The sequence below is a fragment of the Clostridium saudiense genome, from assembly GCF_000577815.1.
Classification (GTDB): Bacteria; Bacillota; Clostridia; order Clostridiales; family Clostridiaceae; genus Clostridium; species Clostridium saudiense.
Window position 1 is genome coordinate 18134 of sequence record NZ_CBYM010000010.1, and the last position, 26445, is coordinate 44578.

Consider the following 26445-nt stretch of genomic DNA (forward strand, 5'->3'; position numbering starts at 1 on the left):
GAGAAACATGAGCAAAAAATTTGGGTTGGGTAAAGGTCTAAATGCTCTTATACCTGAAGATACTATGATTTTAGATAAAAAAGAACCTAAAACAGAAGTTAAAAATGAAGGATATACATTAATTGATATTAATTTAATTAAAAATAATGATAGTCAACCAAGAAAAAGATTTGATGACGAAAGAATTATGGAATTAGCGGAATCTATAAAAAGCAATGGAATAATACAGCCTTTAATATTAAAAAAAGATAAGGGTGAATATGTAATTGTTGCTGGGGAAAGAAGATGGAGAGCTGCTAAAACAATAGGAGTAAAAGAAGTTCCTGCTGTAGTAATGGAATTAACTGAAAAGCAAGTATTAGAAATATCTTTAATTGAAAATATTCAAAGAGAAGACTTAAACTCTATAGAAGAAGCTACTGCATATAAAAAATTGATAAATGACTTTAGTTTGACTCAAGAGCAATTAAGTAAAAGAATTGGAAAATCACGTGTTGCTATAACTAATACATTAAGATTATTAAATTTAAGTGATGATGTTCAGCAATATATTATTGAAGGGGTTATATCTGAAGGGCATGGAAGAGCTTTATTAGCTATTACTGATAGTAAGCTTCAATGTGAATTAGCTCAAAATGTTATTGATGATAAGCTATCAGTAAGAGAATTAGAAATGCAGATTAGAAAGTTAAAAGATAATTCTGGTCGATCTAAAAGTAAATCTCGAAAAGAAAATAATCCTTATTATAAAGATTTAACTGAAAGACTAGAAAATTATTTTGGAACTAAGGTTAATATAACTAATAAAAATAATAAAGGGAAAATTGAGATTGAATACTATTCTGAAGAGGATTTGCAAAGAATACTAGAGATAATTAATTTATAAATGTTTCACGTGAAACATTTGAAGGGAAGATGCAGAAGATGGACAGCATAATAAATATAATTAATCAATATTCAATCTTTATAATAATAGGATTATCAATAATCACATTATTATTATTTATAATGACAATGATATTATTATCATCTGTAAATAAACTTGAAAAAAAGTATAGAAAGATGATGCGTGGTGTCAATAATAAAAATTTAGAAGAAGCTTTAAATGATAACTTAGATAATATTGGAAAAGCACTTGAACAATCAGAGCTAGCTATTAATGAATGTAAAGCAATTTCTGAAGAAATGAAAGGTTGCGTAAATAAAATTGCTATTATGAGATATAAAGCTTTTGAGGATGTTGGAAGTGACTTAAGTTTCTCAGTAGCGATATTAGATTCATTTAATGATGGTGTTATTATAACAGGAATATATTCTAGACATGATAGTACAACTTATGCAAAGCCTATAGATAAGGGAATATCAAGATATGATTTATCAGAGGAAGAAATTCATGTATTAAATGAAGCTATTAATAGTAAAAATTAAAATAACATGGTTATAATAAATTTCTTTATTATAACCATGTTATTTTTTATATCTATATTAATGGAATTAATCATATGATAACAAGGTATTATTAGAAAGGGCTTTATTAATGAAATGTCTAATTCCATTAGATATACAATCTGCTAAAGACATAACCACAAATAATCTAGTATTTTGAAGCATCATAAAATCTAAATTACCAGATATATTTACAACACCTTTTATACTCATTTCTCCTACCGTAGGCAAATCCTTATCTAATGCTAAACCAGGATGTAATGGTAGGTCTTCAATAAATATTTTGCCAATTTGTTGCACATTGCCTAGGGAGGCATCTATTCCAATAATAAAAGGATTTTTAAAACTAGAATCAATTTTATTTAAAACATCTACTAAATTAACGGAATGGACAGGATATTCCAAAGAACCGTATATATAAATATTTTTTTGTGATAAATTTTTAAGTTTATAACCAATTAAAGGCCCTAATGAGTCTCCTGTTGCACGATCTGTACCTATACATAAAAAAATTATAGGACGATTTTCTGCAATAATATTTTTTAATTTTATATACAAATATTCACCTAGTTCATGATGTGAATTAGGTAATAGTGAATCTAATTCGAAACAATTATCCATATCATAAACCCTCCTATTGAAAGTATCGACAGGAATAATATAACCTATTCACTTAATATAAAATTATTTATAGATATTATTAATTTCATTTAAACAATCTAAAGTATATTTTATTTCCTCAACTGTATTAAAGTATCCAATACTTAATCTAACAGTACCATTAGGGAAAGTACCAATAGTTTTATGTGCTAAAGGAGCACAATGTAATCCGCTTCTATTACTAATGTTAAAGTCTGAATCTAAGATATAGGATAATTCGCTTACATCTAATTTTGAATGAGTTATAGAAACACAAGATGTAGCAAGTCCTCTATCTAAAGCACCGCTAATATTATAATTAGGAATATTTAACAATCCGGAAATTAGAAATGATCTTAAATAACTGTTATGTTCATAAATAGTATTTAGGCCTTCTTTATTTATAAATTCGATTGCTTCAGATAATCCAATTATTCCAGGAATATTTAATGTACCAGACTCAAATTTATCAGGTAAAAAATCAGGTTGAGATAAAGAATGTGATAAGCTTCCTGTACCACCTAAAATGGTAGGAGTACAAATCTCATTTAGTTTATCATCTATGATAAATCCACCTATTCCTTGAGGACCAAGAAGGCTTTTATGTCCAGTAAAAGCTAATGCATTTAATGAGAATTCATTAAAATCAATATTAAGTACACCAGCACTTTGAGCACTATCTAATATGAAATAAATATTATTTTCTTTACAGAGCTGTCCTATTTGCTTTATTGGTTGAATAGAACCAGTTACATTCGAAGCATGTGTAATTACTATTAGTTTTGTATTAGGTTTAATAAGTTTTCTTATAGTTTCTACATCGGTTATTCCTTGTGAGTTTGCTTGGGCTATATCTAATTCAATATTAGAGTTTTGAGATAGATTATATAAAGGTCTAATTACAGAATTATGTTCCATAGAGGAAGTAATAACATGATCTCCAGGTTTAATGATTCCGTTAAGTAAGATATTTAATGATGATGTAATATTGTTAGTAAAAATTACATTTTCGGCTTTGTTAAAATTAAAAAAATTACAGATTTTTTCTCTTGTATCATATAATACTCTATTTGCTGCTAATGATTTGGGATGATTAGATCGACCAGGATTACCACCAACGTTAGTTAAGTAATTATATATTGAATCAGCAACAACTTTTGGTTTAGGAAAAGAGGTACTACCATTATCTAAATAAACTTTCATATGCTACTCCTTTAAACTTTTATTATTGTAAATTATAAGAAAATTTATAATAAATGTATCTACATATTATAATAGAATAAATAAATAAAAATGCAACAACAGTTAGAAAATTATGTAAGAAATAAATGGAATATTAAATATTTATAAAAATAAAAAAAACGTTATAATATAATTAAATGTATTTTAATATAAGGAGGAAAAGATAATGAATTATTATATTATAGTATTTAAAAATACTCATGATGCAATGACTGCTGAGAAAAAATTAAGTGAGTTAAATTATAAATTTAGAATTATGCCAACACCTACATTAATAACTCAAAGCTGTGGAATTTGTGTAAGAGTTGAAAGTGAAGAAGATGTAAATAATATAATTGAAAATAATATAGTTGAGTTTAAAAATGTATATAAAAGAGAAGAGTCTCAATATGCTTTAGTAAAATAGAGTAAAAGGGGTGACGTAATGTATGCAGTTGTAGAGTGGGCTAATTACGGAAATAAAATCGTTAATTTTTTTGTTAAAAGAATAGATTTGGATTTGATAATAGAAAAAATTATATCAATTATTTTTATAGCTGTTCTAATGTATTTTTCTATTAGAATAGGAAATAAGTTAATTAACAAATTTGTTGATAGGCAAGTAAGAAGTAAAACTAGTTTTTCATTAGAGCCACAGAAAGCTATAACTATAGGAGAAGTTCTTAAAAGTGTATTGAAATATACAGTATATATTATTGGTGTAGGATCAATGTTATATGATATTTTAACCAAAATACCAGTAGCATTAGTAAGTGCTGGTGGATTTGCAATTGGTATTGGAGCTCAAAGTTTAGTTAAAGATTTAATTAATGGATTTTTTATTTTATTTGAAGATCAATATGGAATAGGTGATCATGTAACAATTGGACAATTTGAAGGGATAGTTGAAAGTATAGGAATAAGAACAACAGTTCTTAGAGATTTCACGGGAGATTTACATTTAATCCCAAATGGTACTGTTTTAGAGGTTACGAATCACTCTAGAGGTGATATTAGATTTATTGTCGATGTTGAAATTGCTTATGAAGAAAATATAGATGAAACTATAGAATTAATTAAAAAGGTTAATACAAGATTTCAGGAAAAGCATTCAGATAAGCTTAGAGGCGATATACAAGTATTAGGAGTACTTTCTTTAAATGCATCAGGAGTTACAATTAGAGTAATTGGAAGAGCGGTTCCTTTAAGTCAATGGGAAATGGAAAGAGAATTAAGAAAAGAAATAAAAATGGCATTAGATGAAGCAGGTATAGAAATTCCATATCCTAAAACTGCTATAGTAAACAAGAAATAATTAATAGTTAATAGTTAATAGTTAATAGTTAATAGTTTGTGGTTAAGGAATAAATTCACAAAATTGAATTAAAAAATATATTATTAAAAAACTCATAGGAGTTTTATTAATAATTATTAACTCTCAACTCAAAACTATTAACTAAATAAAACTGGGGGTATAAAAAATGATAGAAACATTTGATTTAGGCGATATTGTTGAAATGAAAAAGCAACATCCTTGCGGAAGTAAAGAGTTTGAGGTAATAAGATTAGGAGCAGATATTAAAATTAAGTGTGTAGGATGTGGAAGAATAGTTATGATTCCGCGCCTTAAATTCCAAAAAGATGCAAAAAAGGTTGTTAAAACTAATAATTGAAATAAAAACACTTGAAAAGTATAAAATAAAGTGTTAAAATTTAAAATTGTAAATCCCTGCTACATAAAGAATGTAGCCGTTAAGTCCAAAGGAGGTGAAAATGATGAGAAAGTACGAAACTATATTTATATTACACCCATCATTTGATGAAGAAGCTGTTAAGGCTAACATTGAAAAATTCCAAGGTGTTATAGAAAACGGTGGAGGAAAAGTTGAAAATGTTGATTTCTGGGGTAAGAGAAAACTTGCTTACGAAATAAACAAAGTTAACGAAGGTTACTATACTTTAATTAACTTCGAAGCTAATCCTGAATTACCAAAAGAATTAGACAGAGTTTTCAGAATTACTGATGGTGTTATAAGACACATAATCGTTAAAAACGAAGCGTAAGAGGTGTATTGGAATGAATAAAGTTATACTTATTGGTAGACTTACAAAAGATCCAGAATTAAGATATGCGGCTGGTAGCGGTACTGCAGTTTGTAGATTTACTGTTGCTATAAATAGACAATTTAAAAAAGATGAAACAGATTTTATAAATTGTGTAGCATTTGGCAAAACTGGAGAAACAATTACACAATATCTTACAAAGGGTAGACAAATAGCTGTTACTGGAAGCATAAGAACAGGTAGTTATGATGCTCAAGATGGAACTAAAAGATACACTACTGATGTAGCTGTAGAAAGTTTCGAGTTCATAGGTTCTGCTGGTGAAGGTGGCAACAATTCATACTCAAGAAATTCTGATAATTCAACATGGGGTGCTCCAGCTGAAAGTCCTGATATGGGATTTGGAGATATGACTCCAGTAGATGATGGCGATATGCCATTTTAAAAAAAGTCTAATTATTTTATAAGGAGGGAACATCATGAGAGAAATGAAAAGATCTGGAAAGATGAGAAGATCTAAGAGAAAAGTATGCGCTTTCTGTGTAGATAAAGCTGAATCAATAGATTACAAAGATATCAACAAATTAAGAAAATTTGTTACAGAAAGAGGTAAGATTCTTCCAAGAAGAATCTCTGGTACTTGCGCTAAGCATCAAAGACAATTAACTGATGCTATAAAGAGATCAAGAAACATAGCTTTATTACCATTCACAACTGAATAGTAATTAGTTTATTAGCCCCTGGTTGTCAGGGGCTTTTATTTTTATATAAGAAAAAAATTACATAATTTGTAATAAACACCCCTATTTAGTTGCAATAATATAGAAAAATAATTAAAATATAAATACAAGGTATTGAATAGGGGTGAGAATTTAGTGAAGAAAAAAGAAGAATTGAATATTATGGCAAATATAAAAATAATAGAAGAGCTTAAAGCTAACTTATTATGTATTATAGGAGAATTCTTTTTACTATTAACAAGAGGAACAAATGTTGCAAAAGATTCTATCTTAAATTGTATAGCAGGAGCTATTTTAATTTTATATGTTTTAGCTCAAAAATTAGGATATAGTTGTAATGAAGTAGATGATGAATTAAGAAAAAAATTAAAATTAGGTATAGCGGAAGAACATGAATATGAGAAAGAAGGTAAAAGTTTAACAAAACTTCAAAATCATATTAAAGGACGTTATTAATATAAAATTTAGGAGGCTTTTATGAAACAAAAGCTCAAAATGTATAGATCTTTATTAATAGCAATTATAGTTATTATTTTTGCAATAATACTTTATTATTTTGGATATTTTTATATAGCTACTATTATATTAGCTATATATGTAGCCTTTAAAGAGTATTTAAATATTGATAGAGAACTAAACAATAATAAGTTTAATAGTTTAACTGATAAAATTAAGGCTAATATAAATGATAATATTTCTAATATGTCGTATCCAATAGCTTTAATTGATAATGAGGGAAATATACTTTGGGCTAATAAAAGATTAAAAGAAGAATTAAATTTGTTAGATTTACAGGAGCAAAATATACTTAGTATAGGTAGAAATCTTGATTTACATAAGTTATTAAAGTGTGATAAGGATTTAAGCCAAAGAATAAAGATAAAGGATTCTTTTTATAGTATATACGCTAACAATATAGGTGATGAAAATATTAAGTATAATGAATCAAAATATTTAGTTTATTTTAATGAAGTAAGTAATTTGAGAGACTTATATTCAACAAGAGAAAGTATAATGTTAATTGAGGTAGATAATCTATCAGAAGCTCTAGAGAGAACAGATGAGACAAATAGACCTATGCTTGCTGCTGAAGTTGAAAAAGAAATAAATTCTTATAGCAAAAAATTAAAAGCTATGATTGTTAAGTACGAATATAATAAGTATTGTTTATCAGTGCAAGATAAATATATAAATGATGAAATTAATTGTAAGTTTAATATTTTAGATAAGATTTCTAGCATAGATAGAGGTAATAAGTTAGAAGTTACTTTAAGTATTGGAATAGGTAGGGGTGGAGATAACCCACAAGAAAACTATAATAACGCCATGACAGCTAGGGAATTAGCATTAGGTAGAGGTGGAGATCAAGTAGTTATTAAAAATAATGAAAAAATAAGTTTCTTTGGCGGAAATACTCGTGAATTAGAAAAAAGAACTAGAGTAAGAGCAAGAGTAATTGCACAAGCTGTAAGAGAACTAATATTTGAAAGCAGTAATATATTTATTATGGGTCATAAAAATCCTGATATGGATTCATTAGGTGCATCTGTTGGATTATGGTCAGCTATAAGACAATTAGGGAAAAATTGTAATATTATAATTGATAATGATACAACTGCAATTGATTATTATATGACAAAGCTTAAAAAAGGTGACAAATATGATAATTTATTCATATCTAGTGATGAAGCAGAAAAAAATATTAATGAAAAAACGTTATTAATTATAGTAGATGTGCATAATAAAGGATACGTGAATAATTTTGGTATTACTGAAAAGATTAATAGAAAGATAATTATAGATCATCATAGAAGAAGCCCTGACATAATAGAAGGAGCATTATTAAATTATATAGAAGTATATGCATCGTCTACTTCAGAGATGGTAACAGAATTAATTCAATATATGCTACAAAAGCCAAGAATACCTAAAATAGTAGCAGAAGGCCTTTTAGGTGGAATTTTTATGGATACAAAAGGATTCCAATTTAAATCAGGGGTTAGAACATTCGATGCAGCTGCCTTTTTAAGATCTTTAGGTGCAGATACTATTGAAGTTAAAAAAATGTTTACTGATAGTTTAGAAGACTACTTACTTATATCTGATACTATAAAAAGTGCAGAAGTGCATGAAAATTTAGCTATTGCAGTTTGCCCTGAGAATGTAAATAATACTGTTATAGTAGCAAGGGCTGCAGATGAGCTATTAGGAATATCAGGAATAGATGTGTGTTTTGTTTTATGTAAAATAAATGATTCAGTTAATATTAGTGGTAGATCTACTGGTGAGGTTAATGTTCAAGTTATATTAGAAGAGCTTGGAGGAGGAGGCCATATGAATATGGCTGGAGCTAAGGTAGATGGTACAATAGATGAAGCAATTAATGTGTTAAAAGAGGCAATTAATAAGCATTTAGAGCTTAAGGAATAAAACATTAAAGGATAGGTGTATAATATGAAAGTAATTTTACTACAAGATGTTAAAAAAATGGGTAAGAAAGGTGATGTTATAGAAGCATCAGATGGATATGCAAGAAATTATTTATTTCCAAGGAAATTAGCAGAAGAAGCAACTGCTAATGCATTACATGTTGTAAATGCTAAAAAAGAAAATGAAAGAAAGAAAAAACTTGCTGAATTAGAAGCAGCACAAAAATTAGCTGCTGAATTAAAGGGTAAGGAAGTAACTATAAATGCTAAAGCAGGCGATAATGGAAGATTATTTGGAGCAATAACTAACAAAGATGTGGCTGAAGTAATTAATAGCCAATTCAATTTATCAATAGATAAAAAGAAGATTGTTGTAAATACTATAAAAGTTGCTGGAACATACGAAGTTGAAGTTAAACTATATCCAGAAGTATCTACAAAAATGAAGGTTAATATTGTTCCGAAACAATAAGGAGGATTAACATTGGATTTATATAACAAAGGAGCAAGGTTAGAAGAGATTTTAGAAGAAAACTTGCCAATAGAAGTAAAGGTTAATGTACTATTTGATGTGCTTAAAAATGTTTTAGATGAAGGTGCAATTAGAGCTAGAACTATAAGATTTAAATTACAAAAGTATGTTAATTCAACAAATATAAATGAAAGAGTATATGCATTAGATGTTATAGCATCTGATGGAAATGGAGCTAAAGTTGTACCTTCTGATGAAGATTTAGAAAAGTCTTTAGAAGATGTTGTTTATTGGATATCAGAAAATATAGCTAAGAAATATGTACAAAATAAAATAGAAGCTGATGTTGAAAAAGCTTTAGTCGAAAGACAAGATAAGTTTATGGATGAACTTAGGGTTTCGATAATAAAGAAGCAAAAGGGAAAAGAAAACACTAAAACTACAGCTAAGTTAGAGAGATTAGAAAAGTTAGACGCAAAGCATATTAATAAAAATGTTATGTCACTTTTAAGACCTGAAAATTTTGAAGAAGTAGTAGGGCAAGAGAGAGCTGTAAGATCATTAATTTCAAAAATGTCTTCACCATATCCTCAGCACATAATTCTTTATGGGCCACCAGGGGTTGGTAAGACTTCTGCAGCAAGACTTGCATTAGAAGCTGCTAAAAAATTAAAGTTTACTCCATTTGATGAAGATTCAAAATTTGTTGAAGTTGATGGAACTACATTAAGATGGGATCCAAGAGAAATAACAAATCCTTTATTAGGATCTGTACATGATCCTATTTATCAAGGAAGTAAAAGAGATTTAGCTGAAGTAGGTGTTCCAGAGCCAAAGACTGGATTAGTTACTGAGGCACATGGAGGAGTATTATTCATTGATGAAATTGGTGAATTAGATGAGATACTTCAAAATAAATTATTAAAAGTTTTAGAAGATAAGAGAGTTGAGTTTTCATCTTCTTACTATGATCCAGATGATGAAAATATCCCGGCATATATAAAATATTTATTTGATAAGGGAGCACCTGCTGACTTTGTATTAATTGGTGCAACTACAAAGGATCCAAGTCAAATAAATCCAGCTTTAAGATCAAGATGTACAGAGGTTTATTTTGAACCTTTATCATCTAAGGATATTGAAGGAATAGTGAACAATGCATCTGAAAAGCTAAATGTAGAGCTTGAAGATGGTGTTGGTAGACTAATTAGTCAATATACTATTGAAGGTAGAAAGGCTGTAAATATATTAGCTGATGCATATGGATATTCTTTATTTAATGAAAATGGAGAAGAATCAAAAAATAAAATAACATTAAAAGATGTTGAAGAAGTTATTTCAATTGGAAGATACTCTCCGTTTGAAAGAATAGATAATCTAGATAAAGGTGAAGTTGGGCATGTATATGGATTAGGCGTAAGCGGATTCTTAGGTTCTACGATAGAAATAGAATCAACTGTATTCCCAGCTAAGAAAAAAGGGCATGGAACTATCAAATTTAATGATACAGCAGGTTCTATGGCTAAAGATTCTGTATTTAATGCGGCATCAGTAATAAGAAAGATAACTAATATGGATATTAATGATTATGATATTCATGTAAATGTAATTGGTGGAGGAAAGATTGACGGACCTTCAGCTGGAGCTGCTATTACAGTTTGTATAATAAGTGCTCTTACAGATAGACCTATACGTCAAGACATTGCTATCACTGGGGAAATTTCTTTAAGAGGAAATGTAAAACCTGTTGGCGGTATATTTGAAAAAATATATGGTGCTAGAAGAAAAGGAATTAAACTTGTTGCTATCCCTAAGGATAATGAAAAGGAAGTTCCTCTAGGACTTGAAGATATAGAAGTTAAATCTATAAATCATATAGAGGAACTTATGGAGATAGTATTTGAGAAGTAATGTAGATTAAGCTTCCTGTAGTGGGAAGCTTAATTTTATTATGTGAAGAAATATACTTATTATTCAAATTGATAGGGAAATTAACTTTTTGTATAATAAGCTTATAAGAAATAAAAAGTAATTAAATTTATCTAATTACAAATTTGGAGGTAGGTTACTTATGGAATCACCTATGATGAGAAGTTTACCGCAAAGTATTGAGGCAGAACAATCTGTTATAGGGGCAATGATAATAGATAAAAGTGCCATTGCTCAAGTTTTAGAAAAGCTTAATGAAGATGATTTCTATAGGGACGGTCATAAGGCTATATATAAAGCTATTAAAGAGATGTATGCTAAGGATATGGCTGTAGACTTAGTTACTATATTAGAATATTTAAAAACTACTGATATGCTTGATAAAGCAGGGGGAGTTACATACATATCTGAATTAAGTGCATCTGTACCAACAACAGCCAACTTAAGTTCGTATATAAAGATAGTAGAAGAAAAATCTACATTAAGAAAGCTAATAAAGGCTTCAACATCCATTATTGAAGAGAGTTACAATAGTGGTGGAGATGTAGAAAAGGTAATTGATCTAGCTCAAAAAAAAGTTTTTGATATAGCGGAAAAGAAGGACTCTAAAGAATATGAATCACTTTCGAATGTACTTGAAAGAGGATTTTTAGAAATAGAAAGATTATTCAATAATAGAGGAGCAATAACAGGAGTTGGATCAGGAATAAAGGATTTAGATGCAAAAACATCAGGATTCCAAAAAGGTGATATGGTTCTAATTGCAGCTAGACCTTCTATGGGAAAAACTACTTTCTCTTTAAATATTGCAGAAAATGCAGCGTTAAAAGAAGGAAAAAGTGTAGTAATATTCTCACTGGAAATGTCTAAGGAGCAATTAGCATATAAGTTATTATGTTCTCAGGCTAATGTTGATATGTTAAAGCTTAGAACAGGTAACTTAGAGGATGATGATTGGGAAAGGATAGCAAGGGCAACTGGACCTTTAGCTAATGCAAGAATTTATATTGATGATACTGCTGGTATAAGTGTCATGGATATGAGATCTAAATGTAGAAAGATAAAGATGGAACATGGAATTGATATGATTCTTATTGACTACTTGCAGCTTATGTCTGGTAGTGCTGGCAGTGATAATAGACAACAAGAAGTATCTGAAATTTCAAGATCTATTAAAGCACTAGCAAAGGAAATGGAATGTCCAGTAATAGCATTATCTCAGTTATCTCGTGCTCCAGAGCAAAGAGCTGACCATAGACCAATGCTATCTGACTTAAGAGAATCTGGATCAATTGAGCAGGACGCCGACGTTGTTATGTTCTTATATAGAGATGAATACTATAATAAAGAAACAGAAGAAAAAGGTATTGGTGAATGTATTATAGCTAAGCAAAGAAACGGCCCAGTTGGAACTGTTAAGATGGCATGGATTGGTGCTCACTCTAAGTTTGCTGATTTAGAACTAGTACACAAAGAATAGTTAATAGTCTTAAAATAGTTAATAGTTAATAGTTTTGAGTTAATAGTTAGGGATGAAACTCCTAAGGAGTTTCTAGATAATATATTTTTTAATTCAGCCTAAGCTGAATTTATTCATTAATTATTAACTATTAACTAAAATAAAGGTTGGTGTTGTATGAATAGAAAAATTGGATTTATAGGTTGTGGAAACATGGGTAAAGCTATGTTAGGGGCTCTAGTTAAGGCTGATAATATTAGCAATGATAATATTATAGTTTCTACAAAAAGCAAAGCATCTGCAGAAAAGATTAATGACGAGTATGGTGTAAAATCAACTACTGTTAATAGTGAAGTTGCTAAGGAAGCAGATGTGCTATTTCTAGCTGTTAAGCCTTATTTCTTCAAAGAGGTTATTGAAGAGATAAAGGATCTAGTTAAGGATGAGGCAATTATTATTTCAATTGCTGCAGGAGTTACAGTAAATCAAATTGAAGAATGGTTTGGCAAAGAAATTAAATTAGTTAGAACAATGCCAAATACACCAGCTTCAGTTGGTGAAGGGATGTCTGCTATTTGTCCAAATGGAAATATAACAGAAAATGAATTAAATTATGTAGGTAGTTTATACAATTTATTTGGTAAGTATGAAGTGCTTGAGGAAAAGGATTTTCATGCTTTTATTGCATTATGTGGTTCTTCACCAGCTTATGTTTTTATGTTTATTGAAGCAATGGCTGATGCTGGAGTTAAACTTGGCTTACCAAGAGCAAAGGCTTATAAATTAGCAGAACAAGCAATATTAGGTTCAGCAAAATTAGCTTTAGAAACAGGTAAGCATCCAGGAGTACTTAAAGATGAGGTTTGTTCACCTGGTGGAACTACTATTGAAGCTGTAATAGATCTTGAAAAAAACGGATTTAGAAATACTGTAATAAGTGCAGTTGAAAAATGTGCAGATAAATCTAAAAACATGTAATGAATTTATTATTTAAAAAATTTATTGTGGCAATGTATTAATTAAACATATATAATATTAAATAATGAATAAATTTTTATTATAATGAAATAATTAAGAATATAAAATTCTATGAAAAGAAGAGTACTTATTCAGATGTATTTTACAGCGAGTAGGGGTAGAGTGTAAGCCCTATAAAATATAGAATAGGGAAGAGGAACTTGGAGAAGCTGCTTGAGTATAAGTTAATACTATATGAGGGTAAGCCGTTAACTGCGTTAAAGTTTTGAGTGAACTAAATTTTTTAGTTAAATTGAGTGGTACCGCGGAAATATTCCGTCTCTTTGTATGAAAAGAGACGGATTTTTTATATGTTTAAGACAATAAGGAGGTAAAGTTATGAAAATATTTATTGAAAAAATAAATGATGTAGTAAAAAATGCTTTTGAAGAGCTTGGATATGAAAGAGAAACAGGTAGGGTAAATGTATCTAATAGACCTGACCTATGCCAATATCAATGTAATGGAGCTTTAGCAAATGCTAAAAAGCATAAAAAAGCACCAATGATAATAGCACAAGAGGTTGTTGAAAAGTTAAATGATAATAAGATGTTTTCAAAATTAGAAGCTGTAGCTCCAGGGTTTATTAACATGAATATTAATGATGAATTCTTAATAGATTATGTTAATGAAATGAAGAAAGATGAAAACTATGGTGTTTCAAAAGCTACAGAAGTAAAAAAGATAGTTGTTGATTACGGTGGAGCTAATGTTGCTAAGCCATTACACATAGGACATTTAAGATCAGCAATAATAGGTGAAAGTATAAAAAGAATTGCAAAGTTCTTAGGCCATGATGTTATTGGTGACGTTCATTTAGGAGATTGGGGACTTCAAATGGGAATGGTAATATCAGAAGTTGAAAGAAGAAATCCTTCTTTACCATACTTTGATGAAAGTTTTACTGGAGAATATCCTGAAGAAGCACCATTTACAATAGATGAACTTGAAGATATATATCCATATGCAAGTAAGCTAGCTAAGAGTGATGAAAAAGTAATGGAAGCTGCAAAGCAAGCTACTGTTGAGCTTCAACAAGGTAGAAGAGGATATGTGGCTTTATGGAAGCATATATTAAATGTTTCAGTTGCTGACTTAAAGAAGAACTATGGAGCATTAGATGTAAGCTTTGAATTATGGAATGGTGAAAGTGATGCACAAAAATTAATTCCAGAAATGATAGAAGATTTAAAGCAAAAAGGATTTGCACAAGAAAGTGAAGGGGCTTTAGTATTTGACGTAAGTGAAGAAACAGATAAGAGTCCAGTTCCACCACTATTATTATTAAAATCTGATGGAGCATCTCTATACGGCACTACTGACTTAGCTACAGTTGTAGAAAGAGTTAGAGATATGAAGGCTGATGAAATAATATACTTAGCAGATAAAAGACAAGGACTTCATTATGAACAATTCTTTAGAGCTGCTAAAAAATCAGGAATAGCACATGAAGATACTGTTTTAGATTTCATAGGTTTTGGTACAATGAACGGAAAAGATGGTAAGCCATTTAAGACTCGTGAAGGTGGAGTAATGAGACTTGCTGATTTAATAAGCATGATTAAAGAAGCTGGTAAAGAAAAACTTAAGGATAATAAAAATATAGCAGAAGAAGACGTTGAAGAAATATCTTCAAAAGTAGGATTAGCTGCATTAAAATATGGAGATTTATCAAATCAAGCATCTAAGGACTATGTATTTGATATAGATAGATTTGCTTCATTTGAAGGTAATACTGGACCATATATTTTATATACAATAGTAAGAATTAAATCTATATTAAATAAAGCAGAAGGCTTTAATGCAGAAAATAGCATTTTAGTACCTCAAAGCGAATCAGAAAGAGCTTTAATGCTTCAATTAGCTAAATTTAATGAAGTTATAGAATTAAGCTTTAGAGATAGAGCGCCTCATAAGATATGTGAATTCATATATGAACTATCTAACAACTTCAACAAGTTCTATAATGATACAAGAATATTATCTGAAGAAGATGAAGCTAAAAAAGCATCTTGGTTAAGCTTAATAAACCTAGTTAAAAACGTATTAGAACAAGGTTTAGACCTATTAGGTATGGAAAGCGTAGAAAGAATGTAGTTAGCATACTAACATGAAATTAGTTGTATTATCATAAGTGATAAAAAATAGTTTTACTGTATAAGTGAATAAGTATAAATAGAAAAAACAAATGTTGTATTCAAGGTGAGATTTCATTAATTCACGTAAGGATAACATTTGTTTTTTCGTTATTATCATGATTTATATAGTTGCAACTCCACTTTTTATAGCAGCATCTTTAACTGCTTCAGCAACTCTTTTTTGAACTTCTAAATTAAAGGCTTTAGGAATAATATAATTTGGATTAAGTTCTTCATCAGAAACAGAATTAGCAATTGCATGAGCAGCAGCAATTTTCATTTCTTCATTAATTTCAGTAGCTCTAACATCTAAAGCACCTCTGAATATTCCAGGGAAAGCTAATACATTATTAATTTGGTTAGGGAAGTCAGAACGTCCTGTACCTATTACTTTAGCACCAGCTTCTTTAGCATCTTCAGGGAAGATTTCTGGTGTAGGATTAGCCATAGCAAATAAAATAGCATCAGTATTCATTGAAGCGACCATTTCTTTTGATACTATATTAGGAGCAGAAACACCTATGAATACATCAGCATTTTTAATAACATCTTTTAATATTCCAGATTCATTATTTGGATTTGTTATATTAGAAAGCTCAGTAAAATAGCTATTAGTATAAGTAGTATCTCTATTTAAAGCACCATCTCTATCACATACAATTATATTCTTTGCTCCGTAAGATAGTAAAAGTTTAGTTATGGCAGTACCAGCAGAACCAGCTCCATTAACAACTATTTTTAAATCTTCTATATTTTTATTAACTATTTTTAATGCATTTATTAGTCCTGATAAAACAATAATGGCTGTTCCGTGTTGATCATCATGGAAAACAGGTATATTTAATTTTTCTTTTAGCTTCTTTTCAATTTCAAAACATCTAGGTGCAGATATATCTTCTAAATTTATTCCACCTAAAGTAGGAGCAATTCTAACTACTGTTTCAACAATTTCATCTACTTCTTTAGTATCTAGAACTATAGGAAAAGCATCAACTCCAGCAAATTCTTTAAATAATATAGATTTACCCTCCATAACAGGTAATGAAGCTAATGGTCCAATATCACCCAGTCCTAAAACTGCAGTACCATCAGAAATAACAGCAACTGTATTCCATTTTCTAGTGTATAGGTATGCTGTTGATGGATCCTTATGTATTTCTCTACAAGGTTCAGCAACACCTGGAGTATAAGCAAGAGATAAATCTTTTTCGTTTTCTATTTTTACTCTTGAAGATATTTCCAACTTGCCTTTTAAATCTTTGTGAAACTTTAATGATTCTTCATAAATATTCATAACAAAACTCCTTTTAAATATACTTATAATACCATTATACGAATTATAGTTTTATAAAGCAAAAAAATATTCGTAATAATATTGAAATTTTGCAATTACTTTGATACCATGATATATGGGATTATAATGCAATATAATCTATTAGTAAGTCTTAAAAGGAGGCAATGTATAAATGTCAGCATTTATTGTTTTAGGAGCTCAATGGGGAGATGAAGGTAAAGGAAAAATGACAGACTACCTAGCTGAAGAGGCAAATGTAGTTGTTAGATATCAAGGTGGTAACAATGCAGGTCATACAGTCGAGGTTGGAGATAAGCAATATAAACTTCACTTAATACCATCAGGTATATTACACGATGAAAAGCTTAATGTAATAGGAAATGGTGTAGTTGTAGATCCTATAGCTTTCTTTTCAGAAATTGATTATTTAAAAGAAGAGGGAGTTAAAGTAACTCCAGAAAAGTTAATAGTAAGTGATAGAGCACACATCATTATGCCATATCATAAGGTTCTAGATAAGTTAAAAGAAAAAGCAAGAGGAAAAAATGATATCGGAACTACTGGTAAAGGGATTGGACCTTGCTATACAGACAAATTTGAAAGATGTGGGATAAGAGTTTGTGATCTTATAGATAAAGAAGTCTTTAAAGAAAAGCTTAAAGAAAACATAGAAATGAAGAATAAATATATAGTTAATGTTCTTGGGGGAGAGGCATTAAGCTTTGACGAAATATACGAAGAGTATTCTAAGTATGGTGAAAAATTAAAGCCGTTTGTAAAGGATACATCAGTAAGAGTTTATAATGAAATTAAGGATGATAAAACAGTTTTATTTGAAGGTGCACAAGGAATGCTATTAGACATTGACTATGGTACATATCCATATGTAACATCATCAAATACTACTGCAGGGGGAGTAGCTAATGGTGTTGGTATAGGACCAAACATGATTACTAATGCTGTAGGTATAGCTAAGGCTTATACAACAAGAGTTGGTAAAGGACCTTTCCCAACAGAATTAGAAAATGAAACTGGTGAATGGATTAGAGAAAAAGGACACGAGTATGGAGTAACTACAGGTAGATCAAGAAGATGTGGTTGGCTTGATATAGTTATTTTAAAGACTTCAGTTAGAGTAAGTGGATTAACTTCATTAGCAGTAACAAAAATAGATACATTAGCTGGATTAGAAAAGGTTATGATGTGTGTAGGATATAAGTTTAATGATGAGATTATTGATTACTTCCCAGCTAGCTTAGAAGACTTAGCAAAATGTGAACCTATATATGAAGAATTTGATGGATGGGATGAAAGCGTAGCAGAAGCTAGAAGCTATGAAGAGTTACATCCAAATGCAAGAAAGTACTTAGAAAGAATAGAAGAATTAACAGACACTAGAATTTCTATAGTATCAGTTGGTCCAAGAAGAGATCAAACAATGAGAGTAAAACCATTATAATTGGTTAAGATTAAAGAACTATATTAACTTTTAATATAGTTCTTTTTTATTTGAATAATATTCATTATCTAAGAGCAGAATAATAATAAGTCAAATTTTAAGAGGTGAATATTATGATTGATCAATATACAACTTTAAGTGATATAATGTGTGAAAATCCAGTTGCTGCAAATATATTAATGAGTTATGGAGTTCCTACATATGCTATTACAGAAAATCAATTTTCTACTTTATCAGAGGTTGCTACAAAGTATGGAATAGATATTAATTCGGTTGTAAATCAAATCAATAGTGGCCTAACTAGTTTATATTAAAAGATATATTTGAAAATTACATTTATTTCATATAAAATAGTTTTAGTAGCTATTTTATAAAAGAGGATAGGTGATATCTATGATAACTAAAGATATGACAATTGGTGAAGTAATTAAAATAAATGAAAGTAAGGCTGAAGTTTTAATGAGTTTTGGCATGGGATGCGTTGGTTGTCCATCAGCTCAAGCAGAAACAATTGAAGAAGCAGCTTATGTTCATGGAATAAAACTAGAAGAATTGTTAGAGGCTTTAAATAAATAATAATATAAAAGAACCCATTTTAAATGGGTTCTTTTTAAATAAAATTTTTATTTTTGAAATTAATTAAGGGGTGTGTGAAGTGGGAATTAAAACAGAAAAAGAATATGAAGTTCATTATTATGAAGTAAATTATAAATTAGAGTGCAAAATATCATCTATAATTAATTATTTTTGTGACATAGGAACATTTCAATCGGAGAGTTTAGGAGTTGGAATTGATTATTTAACAGAAAGAAGACTAGCATGGGTTTTCTATAGATATGACATAAATATAAAAAGATATCCTAAGTTTGGTGAAAAAATTAAAGTAGTTACTAAGGCTAAAAGTTTTAAAAAGTTTTATGCTTCAAGAGAATATGAAATATATGATGAAAATAATGAAAAAATAGTAGATGGAGAAGGAATTTTCCTGTTAATTAATATAGATAAAAGAAGAGCTGTAAGAATACCTGATGATCAATATACTGCATATGGTGTAGAATTAGATGAAAAATCAGATATTAAAATTGAAAAATTAGAAAAATTACAAGAAGTAACTAGTAAAAATTTCTTTAAGGTTAGATATGGGGATATAGATTCAAATATGCATGTAAATAACGTTAGATATGTTGAGTGGGCAGTTGAATCACTTCCTTTAGAAATTGTATTGAACTATGAATTAAAAGATCTTAGTGTAGTTTTTGAAAAAGAATGTAAATATGGAGCTGAAATAATAGCATCATATGAATTAAGAGAAGATAATGACGAATTAATAGTACTACACAAAATAGAAAATGATGAAGGTACAGAACTTTCAATACTAAAAAGTAGATGGATAAAATTAAAAAACTAAACTGCTTAGCAGTTTAGTTTTTTTGTGCAATTGATTGTGCAACAGTATATCCAGAGCTCCAAGCCCATTGTAAGTTAAATCCACCACAATCACCATGAACATCTAAAATTTCACCACAAAAGTAAAGATTTGAAACAAGGTTAGATTCTAAGGTATTACAATTAATATCCTTAGTATTAACTCCACCAACAGTAACTTGAGCTTGATTAAAATCGTTAGTACCAGTACAAGTAAACTTCCATCCTTTTAATGTACTAATTAACTTTTTCTTTTCTTGCCAAGATAGTTCATAGCAAGGAATTTGAAGATTTGTAATTCCACATTCCTTTAGCAATATAGGAATTAATTTTTTATTAACTACACCAATTAATGCATTTATTACAGGTCTATGAGCAAGCAATGCAAAATGACATTCTATAAAGTCTTCTAATTCTTCTAATGTATAACTAGGCATTAAATCTACTAAAACTTCAGTTTTATTTTTATTAAATACACTTTGAGAAGCTAAAGCAGAAATTTGAAGAATAGGTGGTCCTGATATTCCATAGTCAGTAAATAATATTTCACCAAAATCCTTTTTTATAGGTTCATCATTAACTAGAAGAGTTGCATATCCATCAAATTTTATACCTGATAATGCTTTTAAGTGATTATAATCTAGTTTTAATTGAACTATGCCAGGTACTAATTCAGTAATTGAATGACCAAGAGATTTTGCTAGTTTATATCCAGTACCATCAGATCCAGTCTTTGGAGCAGTTTTTCCTCCACAAGCTAAAATAACTTTATTAGCTGTGAATAATTTATATGTTTCATTAGTTGTGGATAACTTGAAATTTTTATCCTTGTGGATATCTTTTATTTTACAACCTGTGTATAAAGGTATATTTCTATCCTCTAGTGACATTTTTAAAATATCCACAACAGAAGATGCTTGTAATGATTGTGGATAAAGTTTTCCACTTGGAAGAGCAACTATAGGAAGTCCTAAAGATAAGAAAAGATTTTTTGTATCTTCAAGTGATAATTTTTCTAAGGCACAAAATTGAAAATCTGAATTGGAACTATGATAATTAATGAATGGTGGTTTAATACAATTATTAGATATATTACATCTACCATTACCAGTAGTTAAAATCTTTTTACCAATTCTATCACTACCTTCAACTATAGCTACATCTATTCCAAAATCTTTAGCAGTAATAGCAGCAATCAATCCAGAAGCTCCACCGCCAACAATTATTAAATCATGATGCAATTTAAAACACCCCTTTCGATTAGTTTGGAGTTAGTAGTTAGGAGTCATTAGTTAATAAATAAATTCATCTGTGCTGAATTTAAAAAATATATTTTTTTAGAAACTTCATAGAAGTTGCATCATTAAATACTAAATGAAAACAACTAATTACTAACTATATATTAACTATCTTAATGTTTCGCATTATGTTCTGCAATAATAATTATGTAATTGTAGAATAATAATAAATCAATAAATTTTAGGAATACTAAAAATAGAGGTGAAATTAATGAAGGTTAAGATAATAGATTCTAATTTAGAAGATTATAATAAAGAATTTAAATTGAGAAGAATGAATTATGACCAAGTAGTAGTTAATTATCCAGGAAATTCAGGAATAAAAGTTTTTAATAAAGATTCAGTTGAATTTATTACTGAGAGTGAAATAGATGAATTTTTAATTAGCTATAGTGATTTTTTAAAAATTAAATTAAATAGAGGAATTTCAGTTACTTTATATAAAGCTATTTTAGATACTATAGAAAAAGAGTTTGAAATTGAGTTTAAAGACCTTAATTTATTACGTGATAAATATATTGTTAATAAGAGAGGAATTTGGGAAAAGGAAATTTTATGTGTAATTAATGAAATTATACCTTTAAAAATTATGGCAAGTGGACAAAATTTTAAAAAAAGTGGCTTTAACATAAAAGTGGAAGAAATAAATAAGGAAGAATTTTTTGAAATTTGTTCTTTTGAAATAAAAAAAATAAGTAAAGAAATTAAAGAAAAAGAAGAAATTTTAGCGAGATATGGTATGGCAATAGAAAAAATTAAAAAGCCTGAAAACCCAGTAAAAATGTTGGTTTAGAGGAAAAAAGAAATACATAATAAAAAATATATAAAAAAATTTTAAAAAAAGTGTTGACACTATATATATTTTTAGGTATTATAGGTAATGTACTCGGGAGAGCGCAGCAAAACAAAAGAAACCTAGGCCCCTTGGTCAAGCGGTCAAGACACCACCCTTTCACGGTGGTAACAGGGGTTCGATTCCCCTAGGGGTCACCATTTTTACGGAAGCATAGCTCAGCTGGGAGAGCATCTGCCTTACAAGCAGAGGGTCACAGGTTCGATCCCTGTTGTTTCCACCAAATATGGCTCAGTAGCTCAGTTGGTTAGAGTGCCGGCCTGTCACGCCGGAGGTCGAGGGTTCGAGCCCCTTCTGAGTCGCCAATTAAACTTAATATTTTAAGTCATATAAATGTGCTTCATTGGCTCAATGGCAGAGCAGCTGACTTGTAATCAGCAGGTTGTTGGTTCGACTCCGACATGAAGCTCCATTTTATGGCCCCTTGGTCAAGCGGTCAAGACACCACCCTTTCACGGTGGTAACAGGGGTTCGATTCCCCTAGGGGTCACCATTTTACGGAAGCATAGCTCAGCTGGGAGAGCATCTGCCTTACAAGCAGAGGGTCACAGGTTCGATCCCTGTTGTTTCCACCAAATATGGCTCAGTAGCTCAGTTGGTTAGAGTGCCGGCCTGTCACGCCGGAGGTCGAGGGTTCGAGCCCCTTCTGAGTCGCCAATTTTTTAAAGTGCGATGTAACAAATGAATAATACAGTATGATGTACAAAAGCCTAGGCCCCTTGGTCAAGCGGTCAAGACACCACCCTTTCACGGTGGTAACAGGGGTTCGATTCCCCTAGGGGTCACCATTATTATGGAAGCATAGCTCAGCTGGGAGAGCATCTGCCTTACAAGCAGAGGGTCACAGGTTCGATCCCTGTTGTTTCCACCATCATACGGCTCAGTAGCTCAGTTGGTTAGAGTGCCGGCCTGTCACGCCGGAGGTCGAGGGTTCGAGCCCCTTCTGAGTCGCCACTTTAATTTGCTTCATTGGCTCAATGGCAGAGCAGCTGACTTGTAATCAGCAGGTTGTTGGTTCGACTCCGACATGAAGCTCCAAAACTCCACAAAAGTGGAGTTTTTTTGTTTTTAAAATAAAATTGATATTTTAAAATTACATAAAAAAATAATAATTAAAAGGAATCTAAATTTCATAGATTCCTTTTAATTATTTTAGTGTGTAAATTTATTTAGCAGAGTTGAAATTTGAAAATTCATTAAACAGTAGATTTTATTTTTGTCTTTTTAAGTTAAGTTGAATTCTTATATCTTCTGCGAAAAATTTAAATAGCTTAAATTCACCAATTATTCTAGATGATATTCTTTCGCTATATCTTTTTGAAATTAGAGGTAAACTCAAATTTGTAGATATAAGCATTTTTTTATTTTTTAATATTTTTTTATTAATTAATGTAAATAATTCTGTAGATGAAAAATCAGTAATTTGCTCTGAACCTAAATCATCTATAATTAATAAGTCGCAATTAATAAGAAGATTTTCTAAGTCCGTGTCATTATTAAACTTTATATCCTTCAATGCACGTAAAAGGTCATCAGATGTTTTATATACTACTAGAAAACCTCTATCTAATAATTCTTTAGCAATACACCAAGATAAAAATGTTTTACCGGTTCCAGAATTACCATAGAACAAAAGATTAGTATTAGTATTTTTAAAGTTTGGCAAGTATTCGCCAGTTATATACTCTAATATATCTTCTATATTTTTACGAGGTGTATATCTTTCATCATTTAATTTATGATTAGGATATAAATTAATATTAAAGTTTCTAAAATTATTAGTTTTAACTGCTTCTTCTAATTCTGAATCTTTATAATAAAGTTTAATTAATTTAGTTTTAAAACAAGAGCATTTTTCTATTCCTATGAATCCAGTATCTTTACATTTTGGACAATTATAATGTAAATTTAAATAATCAGGACTATATCCGTGAGATACAAGCATTTCATACTTCTTTGCTCTTAAGTCAGTAATTTCATCTCTAATATTATTTAAATCATTTGGATCAGTAATTCCTTTTAATGCAGCCATAGATAAATTTAAACAAAGTTTTTGGATAGTCGTATCTAATTCTAATATTTCAGGGTATTTATTTTTAATTTCTTCACGCCTTTTTGCTAATTTACGGTTTTCTTCAGTACGAGTCTTTTCGTACATATCCATAAGTTCTGCTTGGTAACCTTTAATCATCTTTATCCCATCCTAACAATTTCTTTTCTAATGAATCATAGTCATATTCGCGAGCCTCAAAGTTATTAAATTTAAGAGGATTAACTTCTTGAGACCTAGAGGAGTTAAAGTTCCTATTAGCTTGTGATGATTTATAATTAGCTTCTTTTTTCTCAATATCAGCTAAAGTTTTTAAATTATTTTTATTCCAACTTGATAAAATACCATCAATATATTTAAAGTCAGAACGATTTAATCTTTGGAAACAAATATTACAAGCCTTCTCTATTACCTCTAAAGGAAAAGCATAATCAATTATCCATTTTTCTAACATTTCCTCTTGTGGTTTCATTAATTCAGGATTTTTAATTCCTAAATAGTTTAATATATGACGAATTTTTACCCATTTATCTTCAGTCTTCTTTATATAGTTTTGTGCATCATCAATAGTAGTAATATTCATGTCGTGCCAAGCAATAGCTACTTTTTCTATATATCTATAGTCACTTTTACCACGAGAAACGCAGTATTCTAATAATATGAGAATTAATTCAGACGAAAAATTAAATTCATCTTGCCAACTTAGATAAGTAGTCATTTCTTTAGGGGACAGTGGTCTGCCTAATAAGCGTTCAATATCATTTAGCATATCTTTTGTTGAAGTTTTATTTAATGCTTCAAGTAAATTAATCTCTTTATTTTTTGACTTTGAATCTTCAACTAAATCTATAAATTCAACATTGTAATTCCCCATTTTATCTATTGGTATAAGTCTTAACACACCTTCGTCATGCCAATAGTTTAGAGCATTTAATATATCAGATTCTAGTAAGTTTAATGATGAGGCTAGTATTGTTGAATTTGCACCCATTTCACCAGAGTTATTATATTTTAACATTAGCAGATAAACTTTAATAAATTCCCCACGAGCTTTTGGCATGTATTTTTCAATAAACACATTACTTACTGGAGTAAAATTTGATGAGTTATTTTTTAGCATAAAAGTGCTCATAATTTTTATCGACCTTTCTTAAGATTGATTAGAATTTAAACTTAATCAGTCTATATATTAATTAACGTAATCAACTATAATTATAAACAAAAAAGCTTATTCATAGTACGCATTAAATTTATTATAACAAAGGCGAAGTTAACCCTCAACATAACAATTTATACAGAAAAATGTATAAATTTATAAAAGAGGGGAAAAGTAAGTGATGTGCTTAAAAAAATTAGCAATTAGGAGGAAATAAAAAATGGACTTGAGTAAGCAGAATAACATAAGTATACTGTTGAAAATACTAGTTTTAGTAGCGGTTATACTTATTAGTTTTATGTTTATACTACCAGGTAAAAATATTAATGCAGAAAGCAATGATATATATGAGAAAAATATAGTCAATACTGATGATGAACTTAATGATAATAATAATGAAGAAAAATTAAGTGCGGTAAGCGTATTTAAAAATAATTCAAGCACAATAAAAAATATTAACTTGCAAGGTCATACTATTAAACTATCAGATAGTACAGTTTGTTTTTATTCATCAATAGACGATAAATATTTAGTTCTAGAAGAAATTTGTAATTCTTATGTAAAAGAACTTGGATTAGATGTAAATAATATAAATCACATAGAGGTTTTAGGGGTAATTAGTTCAAATACAGAAAAGAATAGGATATCAAATTTAAGTGAAAGTGGAGAAATTGCTAGAGAAGTATATAATGCAGAAGTTATAAATAATGACTTATCAGGGCTTAAGTTTAAAGTTAGTTTAACAGAAACAGAAACTGTAGAACCTGAAATAGTTACAGAAGAAACTAATGAATTATTAGCTGGGGAATCAGAAACTATTAAGGGGGTAGAGGGTAAGAATTTACTATATAAAGAGATAACGTACTATGGGTTAAATAAAGCAGAGGAAACTACTATAAAGCAGGAGATAATTACTCCTGTAGTAAATACTGTGGTTAAGAAGGGGATTAAAAGTCCTTATGAAGCGGGGATAGCATTTTTATCAAGACCAACTGAGGGCGGTTATATAAGTTCCTTATTTGGAGAAGTTAGAAAGGCTTCTATTCATAAAGGAATAGATATAGCAAAAAGTCTAGGGGCAGATGTTAATGCTTCATTAGAAGGAAAGGTAATTCAAGCTGGATATAATAACGGCGGATATGGAAATTTAATTGTATTAGAGCACAGTAATAATATGAAGACGTATTATGCTCATTTAAGTAACATATATGTTAATGTAGGGGAAATGGTAAAACAAGGAGATATAATTGGAGCGATTGGAAGCACTGGTAATAGTACAGGGCCACACTTGCATTTTGAACTTAGAATAAATAATGAACCTGTTGATCCAAGTAAATATATAAAGTAATAAAAAAA

The 26445-nt window shown here is 29.5% G+C and carries 27 protein-coding genes, 11 tRNA genes and 1 other annotated feature; of the genes, 32 read left to right on the top strand and 6 right to left on the bottom strand.

The genetic code is table 11. The features are described 5' to 3' along the window. The first annotated feature begins 7 nt into the window (after positions 1-7). Positions 8-886, top strand: coding sequence for a ParB/RepB/Spo0J family partition protein (locus tag TY07_RS06910; RefSeq protein WP_042397221.1), 879 nt, complete (start codon positions 8-10; stop codon positions 884-886). Positions 887-924: 38 nt separating this feature from the next. Beyond that, positions 925-1428 (top strand): DUF4446 family protein, encoded by a 504-nt coding sequence (locus TY07_RS06915; protein ID WP_042397225.1) that lies wholly within the window; start codon positions 925-927, stop codon positions 1426-1428. A 66-nt stretch (positions 1429-1494) separates the two neighbouring features. Here the strand turns inward: TY07_RS06915 and yyaC are convergent, their stop codons facing one another. Continuing rightward, complete coding sequence (gene yyaC, locus TY07_RS06920) at positions 1495-2067, bottom strand: spore protease YyaC (RefSeq protein ID WP_042397229.1); 573 nt, start codon at positions 2065-2067, stop codon at positions 1495-1497. Positions 2068-2130: 63 nt separating this feature from the next. Then, positions 2131-3288 carry an aminotransferase class V-fold PLP-dependent enzyme gene (locus TY07_RS06925; protein ID WP_042397232.1) on the bottom strand — a complete coding sequence of 386 codons (1158 nt, stop codon included), beginning with the start codon at positions 3286-3288 and terminating at the stop codon, positions 2131-2133. A 205-nt stretch (positions 3289-3493) separates the two neighbouring features. Here TY07_RS06925 and TY07_RS06930 point away from each other — a divergent pair, with 205 nt between their 5' ends. From TY07_RS06930 to argS, 13 genes are all read left to right on the top strand, one after another. Then, the gene (locus tag TY07_RS06930) at positions 3494-3733 is read left to right on the top strand and encodes a putative Se/S carrier protein (RefSeq protein WP_042397234.1); all 240 of its coding nucleotides are present in this window, start codon (positions 3494-3496) and stop codon (positions 3731-3733) included. Between the two features lie 18 nt (positions 3734-3751). Further along, positions 3752-4621 (top strand): mechanosensitive ion channel family protein, encoded by an 870-nt coding sequence (locus TY07_RS06935; RefSeq protein WP_052330634.1) that lies wholly within the window; start codon positions 3752-3754, stop codon positions 4619-4621. Positions 4622-4787: 166 nt separating this feature from the next. Then, positions 4788-4979 (top strand): DUF951 domain-containing protein, encoded by a 192-nt coding sequence (locus TY07_RS06940; protein WP_042397236.1) that lies wholly within the window; start codon positions 4788-4790, stop codon positions 4977-4979. 103 nt (positions 4980-5082) lie between these two features. Continuing rightward, a complete protein-coding gene (gene rpsF / locus TY07_RS06945; protein WP_042397239.1) occupies positions 5083-5370 on the top strand; it encodes a 30S ribosomal protein S6 in 288 nt (95 codons plus the stop codon). A gap of 13 nt (positions 5371-5383) precedes the next feature. Then, entirely contained in the window at positions 5384-5815 is a 432-nt protein-coding gene (locus TY07_RS06950; RefSeq protein WP_042397243.1) for a single-stranded DNA-binding protein, read from the top strand. A gap of 34 nt (positions 5816-5849) precedes the next feature. Next, positions 5850-6092: a 30S ribosomal protein S18 gene (rpsR, locus tag TY07_RS06955; protein WP_005209834.1), complete on the top strand. Its 243-nt coding sequence runs from the start codon at positions 5850-5852 to the stop codon at positions 6090-6092. Positions 6093-6272: 180 nt separating this feature from the next. Further along, complete coding sequence (locus TY07_RS06960) at positions 6273-6566, top strand: MazG-like family protein (protein WP_042397463.1); 294 nt, start codon at positions 6273-6275, stop codon at positions 6564-6566. 21 nt (positions 6567-6587) lie between these two features. Continuing rightward, a complete protein-coding gene (locus TY07_RS06965) occupies positions 6588-8540 on the top strand; it encodes a DHH family phosphoesterase (protein WP_042397248.1) in 1953 nt (650 codons plus the stop codon). A gap of 24 nt (positions 8541-8564) precedes the next feature. Further along, positions 8565-9011 carry a 50S ribosomal protein L9 gene (rplI, locus tag TY07_RS06970; protein WP_042397251.1) on the top strand — a complete coding sequence of 149 codons (447 nt, stop codon included), beginning with the start codon at positions 8565-8567 and terminating at the stop codon, positions 9009-9011. 12 nt (positions 9012-9023) lie between these two features. Further along, positions 9024-10922 (top strand): Lon family ATP-dependent protease, encoded by a 1899-nt coding sequence (gene lonC / locus TY07_RS06975; RefSeq protein ID WP_042397255.1) that lies wholly within the window; start codon positions 9024-9026, stop codon positions 10920-10922. A gap of 160 nt (positions 10923-11082) precedes the next feature. After that, positions 11083-12420 carry a replicative DNA helicase gene (locus tag TY07_RS06980; RefSeq protein WP_042397260.1) on the top strand — a complete coding sequence of 446 codons (1338 nt, stop codon included), beginning with the start codon at positions 11083-11085 and terminating at the stop codon, positions 12418-12420. Positions 12421-12576: 156 nt separating this feature from the next. Further along, positions 12577-13377, top strand: a complete 801-nt coding sequence (gene proC, locus TY07_RS06985) for a pyrroline-5-carboxylate reductase (protein ID WP_042397264.1) — start codon at positions 12577-12579, stop codon at positions 13375-13377. Between the two features lie 102 nt (positions 13378-13479). Beyond that, positions 13480-13703: a binding site (T-box leader), on the top strand. A gap of 52 nt (positions 13704-13755) precedes the next feature. Further along, complete coding sequence (gene argS / locus TY07_RS06990) at positions 13756-15513, top strand: arginine--tRNA ligase (RefSeq protein WP_042397267.1); 1758 nt, start codon at positions 13756-13758, stop codon at positions 15511-15513. A 162-nt stretch (positions 15514-15675) separates the two neighbouring features. On the opposite strand, the gene TY07_RS06995 is transcribed toward argS, so the two are convergent. Further along, positions 15676-16848, bottom strand: coding sequence for an NAD(P)-dependent malic enzyme (locus TY07_RS06995; protein ID WP_042397270.1), 1173 nt, complete (start codon positions 16846-16848; stop codon positions 15676-15678). A 172-nt stretch (positions 16849-17020) separates the two neighbouring features. Between TY07_RS06995 and TY07_RS07000 the strand changes: the two genes are divergently transcribed. The 4 genes from TY07_RS07000 to TY07_RS07015 all read left to right on the top strand — a co-directional run bounded on the left by TY07_RS07000 (position 17021) and on the right by TY07_RS07015 (position 19715). Further along, on the top strand, positions 17021-18307 hold the full coding sequence (locus TY07_RS07000; RefSeq protein WP_042397273.1) for an adenylosuccinate synthase: 1287 nt from the start codon (positions 17021-17023) through the stop codon (positions 18305-18307). A 113-nt stretch (positions 18308-18420) separates the two neighbouring features. Beyond that, a complete protein-coding gene (locus tag TY07_RS07005; RefSeq protein ID WP_042397276.1) occupies positions 18421-18621 on the top strand; it encodes a hypothetical protein in 201 nt (66 codons plus the stop codon). A 79-nt stretch (positions 18622-18700) separates the two neighbouring features. Then, positions 18701-18883: a DUF1858 domain-containing protein gene (locus TY07_RS07010; RefSeq protein WP_042397278.1), complete on the top strand. Its 183-nt coding sequence runs from the start codon at positions 18701-18703 to the stop codon at positions 18881-18883. Positions 18884-18962: 79 nt separating this feature from the next. Next, positions 18963-19715 carry an acyl-[acyl-carrier-protein] thioesterase gene (locus TY07_RS07015; protein ID WP_042397281.1) on the top strand — a complete coding sequence of 251 codons (753 nt, stop codon included), beginning with the start codon at positions 18963-18965 and terminating at the stop codon, positions 19713-19715. 13 nt (positions 19716-19728) lie between these two features. On the opposite strand, the gene TY07_RS07020 is transcribed toward TY07_RS07015, so the two are convergent. Continuing rightward, positions 19729-20973, bottom strand: coding sequence for a BaiN/RdsA family NAD(P)/FAD-dependent oxidoreductase (locus TY07_RS07020; protein ID WP_042397285.1), 1245 nt, complete (start codon positions 20971-20973; stop codon positions 19729-19731). A gap of 268 nt (positions 20974-21241) precedes the next feature. Between TY07_RS07020 and TY07_RS07025 the strand changes: the two genes are divergently transcribed. The 12 genes from TY07_RS07025 to TY07_RS07080 all read left to right on the top strand — a co-directional run bounded on the left by TY07_RS07025 (position 21242) and on the right by TY07_RS07080 (position 22921). Further along, positions 21242-21823: a hypothetical protein gene (locus TY07_RS07025; protein WP_042397288.1), complete on the top strand. Its 582-nt coding sequence runs from the start codon at positions 21242-21244 to the stop codon at positions 21821-21823. A gap of 125 nt (positions 21824-21948) precedes the next feature. Next, positions 21949-22023, top strand: a tRNA-Glu gene (locus tag TY07_RS07030). A 7-nt stretch (positions 22024-22030) separates the two neighbouring features. Then, positions 22031-22106, top strand: a tRNA-Val gene (locus tag TY07_RS07035). Positions 22107-22111: 5 nt separating this feature from the next. Then, positions 22112-22188: transfer RNA gene (locus TY07_RS07040), tRNA-Asp, on the top strand. A 32-nt stretch (positions 22189-22220) separates the two neighbouring features. Then, positions 22221-22295, top strand: a tRNA-Thr gene (locus TY07_RS07045). A gap of 6 nt (positions 22296-22301) precedes the next feature. Continuing rightward, positions 22302-22376 (top strand) — tRNA-Glu (locus tag TY07_RS07050). A gap of 6 nt (positions 22377-22382) precedes the next feature. Beyond that, a tRNA-Val gene (locus TY07_RS07055) sits at positions 22383-22458 on the top strand. A gap of 5 nt (positions 22459-22463) precedes the next feature. After that, positions 22464-22540: transfer RNA gene (locus TY07_RS07060), tRNA-Asp, on the top strand. A gap of 56 nt (positions 22541-22596) precedes the next feature. Then, a tRNA-Glu gene (locus TY07_RS07065) sits at positions 22597-22671 on the top strand. Positions 22672-22678: 7 nt separating this feature from the next. Then, positions 22679-22754 (top strand) — tRNA-Val (locus TY07_RS07070). A gap of 6 nt (positions 22755-22760) precedes the next feature. Further along, a tRNA-Asp gene (locus tag TY07_RS07075) sits at positions 22761-22837 on the top strand. Positions 22838-22846: 9 nt separating this feature from the next. Continuing rightward, positions 22847-22921, top strand: a tRNA-Thr gene (locus TY07_RS07080). Positions 22922-23093: 172 nt separating this feature from the next. On the opposite strand, the gene TY07_RS07085 is transcribed toward TY07_RS07080, so the two are convergent. Continuing rightward, positions 23094-24074 (bottom strand): ATP-binding protein, encoded by a 981-nt coding sequence (locus TY07_RS07085; protein WP_042397291.1) that lies wholly within the window; start codon positions 24072-24074, stop codon positions 23094-23096. Continuing rightward, positions 24067-25065: a DnaD domain protein gene (locus TY07_RS07090; protein WP_042397293.1), complete on the bottom strand. Its 999-nt coding sequence runs from the start codon at positions 25063-25065 to the stop codon at positions 24067-24069. Before TY07_RS07090 ends, TY07_RS07085 begins: the two co-directional genes overlap by 8 nt. Before the next feature lie 244 nt (positions 25066-25309). On the opposite strand from TY07_RS07090, the gene TY07_RS07095 reads away from it, so the two are divergent. Continuing rightward, a complete protein-coding gene (locus tag TY07_RS07095; protein WP_042397296.1) occupies positions 25310-26437 on the top strand; it encodes a peptidoglycan DD-metalloendopeptidase family protein in 1128 nt (375 codons plus the stop codon). The last annotated feature ends 8 nt before the right edge of the window (positions 26438-26445 follow it).

Excerpts from the sequence above, each read along its gene's own strand:
- rpsR (WP_005209834.1), top strand. The coding sequence starts at position 5,850 with ATGAGAGAAATGAAAAGATCTGGAAAGATGAGAAGATCTAAGAGAAAA.
- rpsF (WP_042397239.1), top strand. The coding sequence starts at position 5,083 with ATGAGAAAGTACGAAACTATATTTATATTACACCCATCATTTGATGAA.
- TY07_RS06960 (WP_042397463.1), top strand. The coding sequence starts at position 6,273 with ATGGCAAATATAAAAATAATAGAAGAGCTTAAAGCTAACTTATTATGT.
- TY07_RS06965 (WP_042397248.1), top strand. The coding sequence starts at position 6,588 with ATGAAACAAAAGCTCAAAATGTATAGATCTTTATTAATAGCAATTATA.
- TY07_RS06915 (WP_042397225.1), top strand. The coding sequence starts at position 925 with ATGGACAGCATAATAAATATAATTAATCAATATTCAATCTTTATAATA.
- TY07_RS07010 (WP_042397278.1), top strand. The coding sequence starts at position 18,701 with ATGATAACTAAAGATATGACAATTGGTGAAGTAATTAAAATAAATGAA.
- TY07_RS06995 (WP_042397270.1), bottom strand. The coding sequence starts at position 16,848 with ATGAATATTTATGAAGAATCATTAAAGTTTCACAAAGATTTAAAAGGC.
- TY07_RS07095 (WP_042397296.1), top strand. The coding sequence starts at position 25,310 with ATGGACTTGAGTAAGCAGAATAACATAAGTATACTGTTGAAAATACTA.
- yyaC (WP_042397229.1), bottom strand. The coding sequence starts at position 2,067 with ATGGATAATTGTTTCGAATTAGATTCACTATTACCTAATTCACATCAT.
- TY07_RS07085 (WP_042397291.1), bottom strand. The coding sequence starts at position 24,074 with ATGATTAAAGGTTACCAAGCAGAACTTATGGATATGTACGAAAAGACT.
- TY07_RS06935 (WP_052330634.1), top strand. The coding sequence starts at position 3,752 with ATGTATGCAGTTGTAGAGTGGGCTAATTACGGAAATAAAATCGTTAAT.
- TY07_RS07025 (WP_042397288.1), top strand. The coding sequence starts at position 21,242 with ATGAAGGTTAAGATAATAGATTCTAATTTAGAAGATTATAATAAAGAA.
- TY07_RS06950 (WP_042397243.1), top strand. The coding sequence starts at position 5,384 with ATGAATAAAGTTATACTTATTGGTAGACTTACAAAAGATCCAGAATTA.
- TY07_RS07000 (WP_042397273.1), top strand. The coding sequence starts at position 17,021 with ATGTCAGCATTTATTGTTTTAGGAGCTCAATGGGGAGATGAAGGTAAA.
- proC (WP_042397264.1), top strand. The coding sequence starts at position 12,577 with ATGAATAGAAAAATTGGATTTATAGGTTGTGGAAACATGGGTAAAGCT.
- rplI (WP_042397251.1), top strand. The coding sequence starts at position 8,565 with ATGAAAGTAATTTTACTACAAGATGTTAAAAAAATGGGTAAGAAAGGT.
- TY07_RS06940 (WP_042397236.1), top strand. The coding sequence starts at position 4,788 with ATGATAGAAACATTTGATTTAGGCGATATTGTTGAAATGAAAAAGCAA.
- TY07_RS06910 (WP_042397221.1), top strand. The coding sequence starts at position 8 with ATGAGCAAAAAATTTGGGTTGGGTAAAGGTCTAAATGCTCTTATACCT.
- TY07_RS06930 (WP_042397234.1), top strand. The coding sequence starts at position 3,494 with ATGAATTATTATATTATAGTATTTAAAAATACTCATGATGCAATGACT.
- TY07_RS07090 (WP_042397293.1), bottom strand. The coding sequence starts at position 25,065 with ATGAGCACTTTTATGCTAAAAAATAACTCATCAAATTTTACTCCAGTA.
- TY07_RS06925 (WP_042397232.1), bottom strand. The coding sequence starts at position 3,288 with ATGAAAGTTTATTTAGATAATGGTAGTACCTCTTTTCCTAAACCAAAA.
- TY07_RS07005 (WP_042397276.1), top strand. The coding sequence starts at position 18,421 with ATGATTGATCAATATACAACTTTAAGTGATATAATGTGTGAAAATCCA.
- argS (WP_042397267.1), top strand. The coding sequence starts at position 13,756 with ATGAAAATATTTATTGAAAAAATAAATGATGTAGTAAAAAATGCTTTT.
- TY07_RS06980 (WP_042397260.1), top strand. The coding sequence starts at position 11,083 with ATGGAATCACCTATGATGAGAAGTTTACCGCAAAGTATTGAGGCAGAA.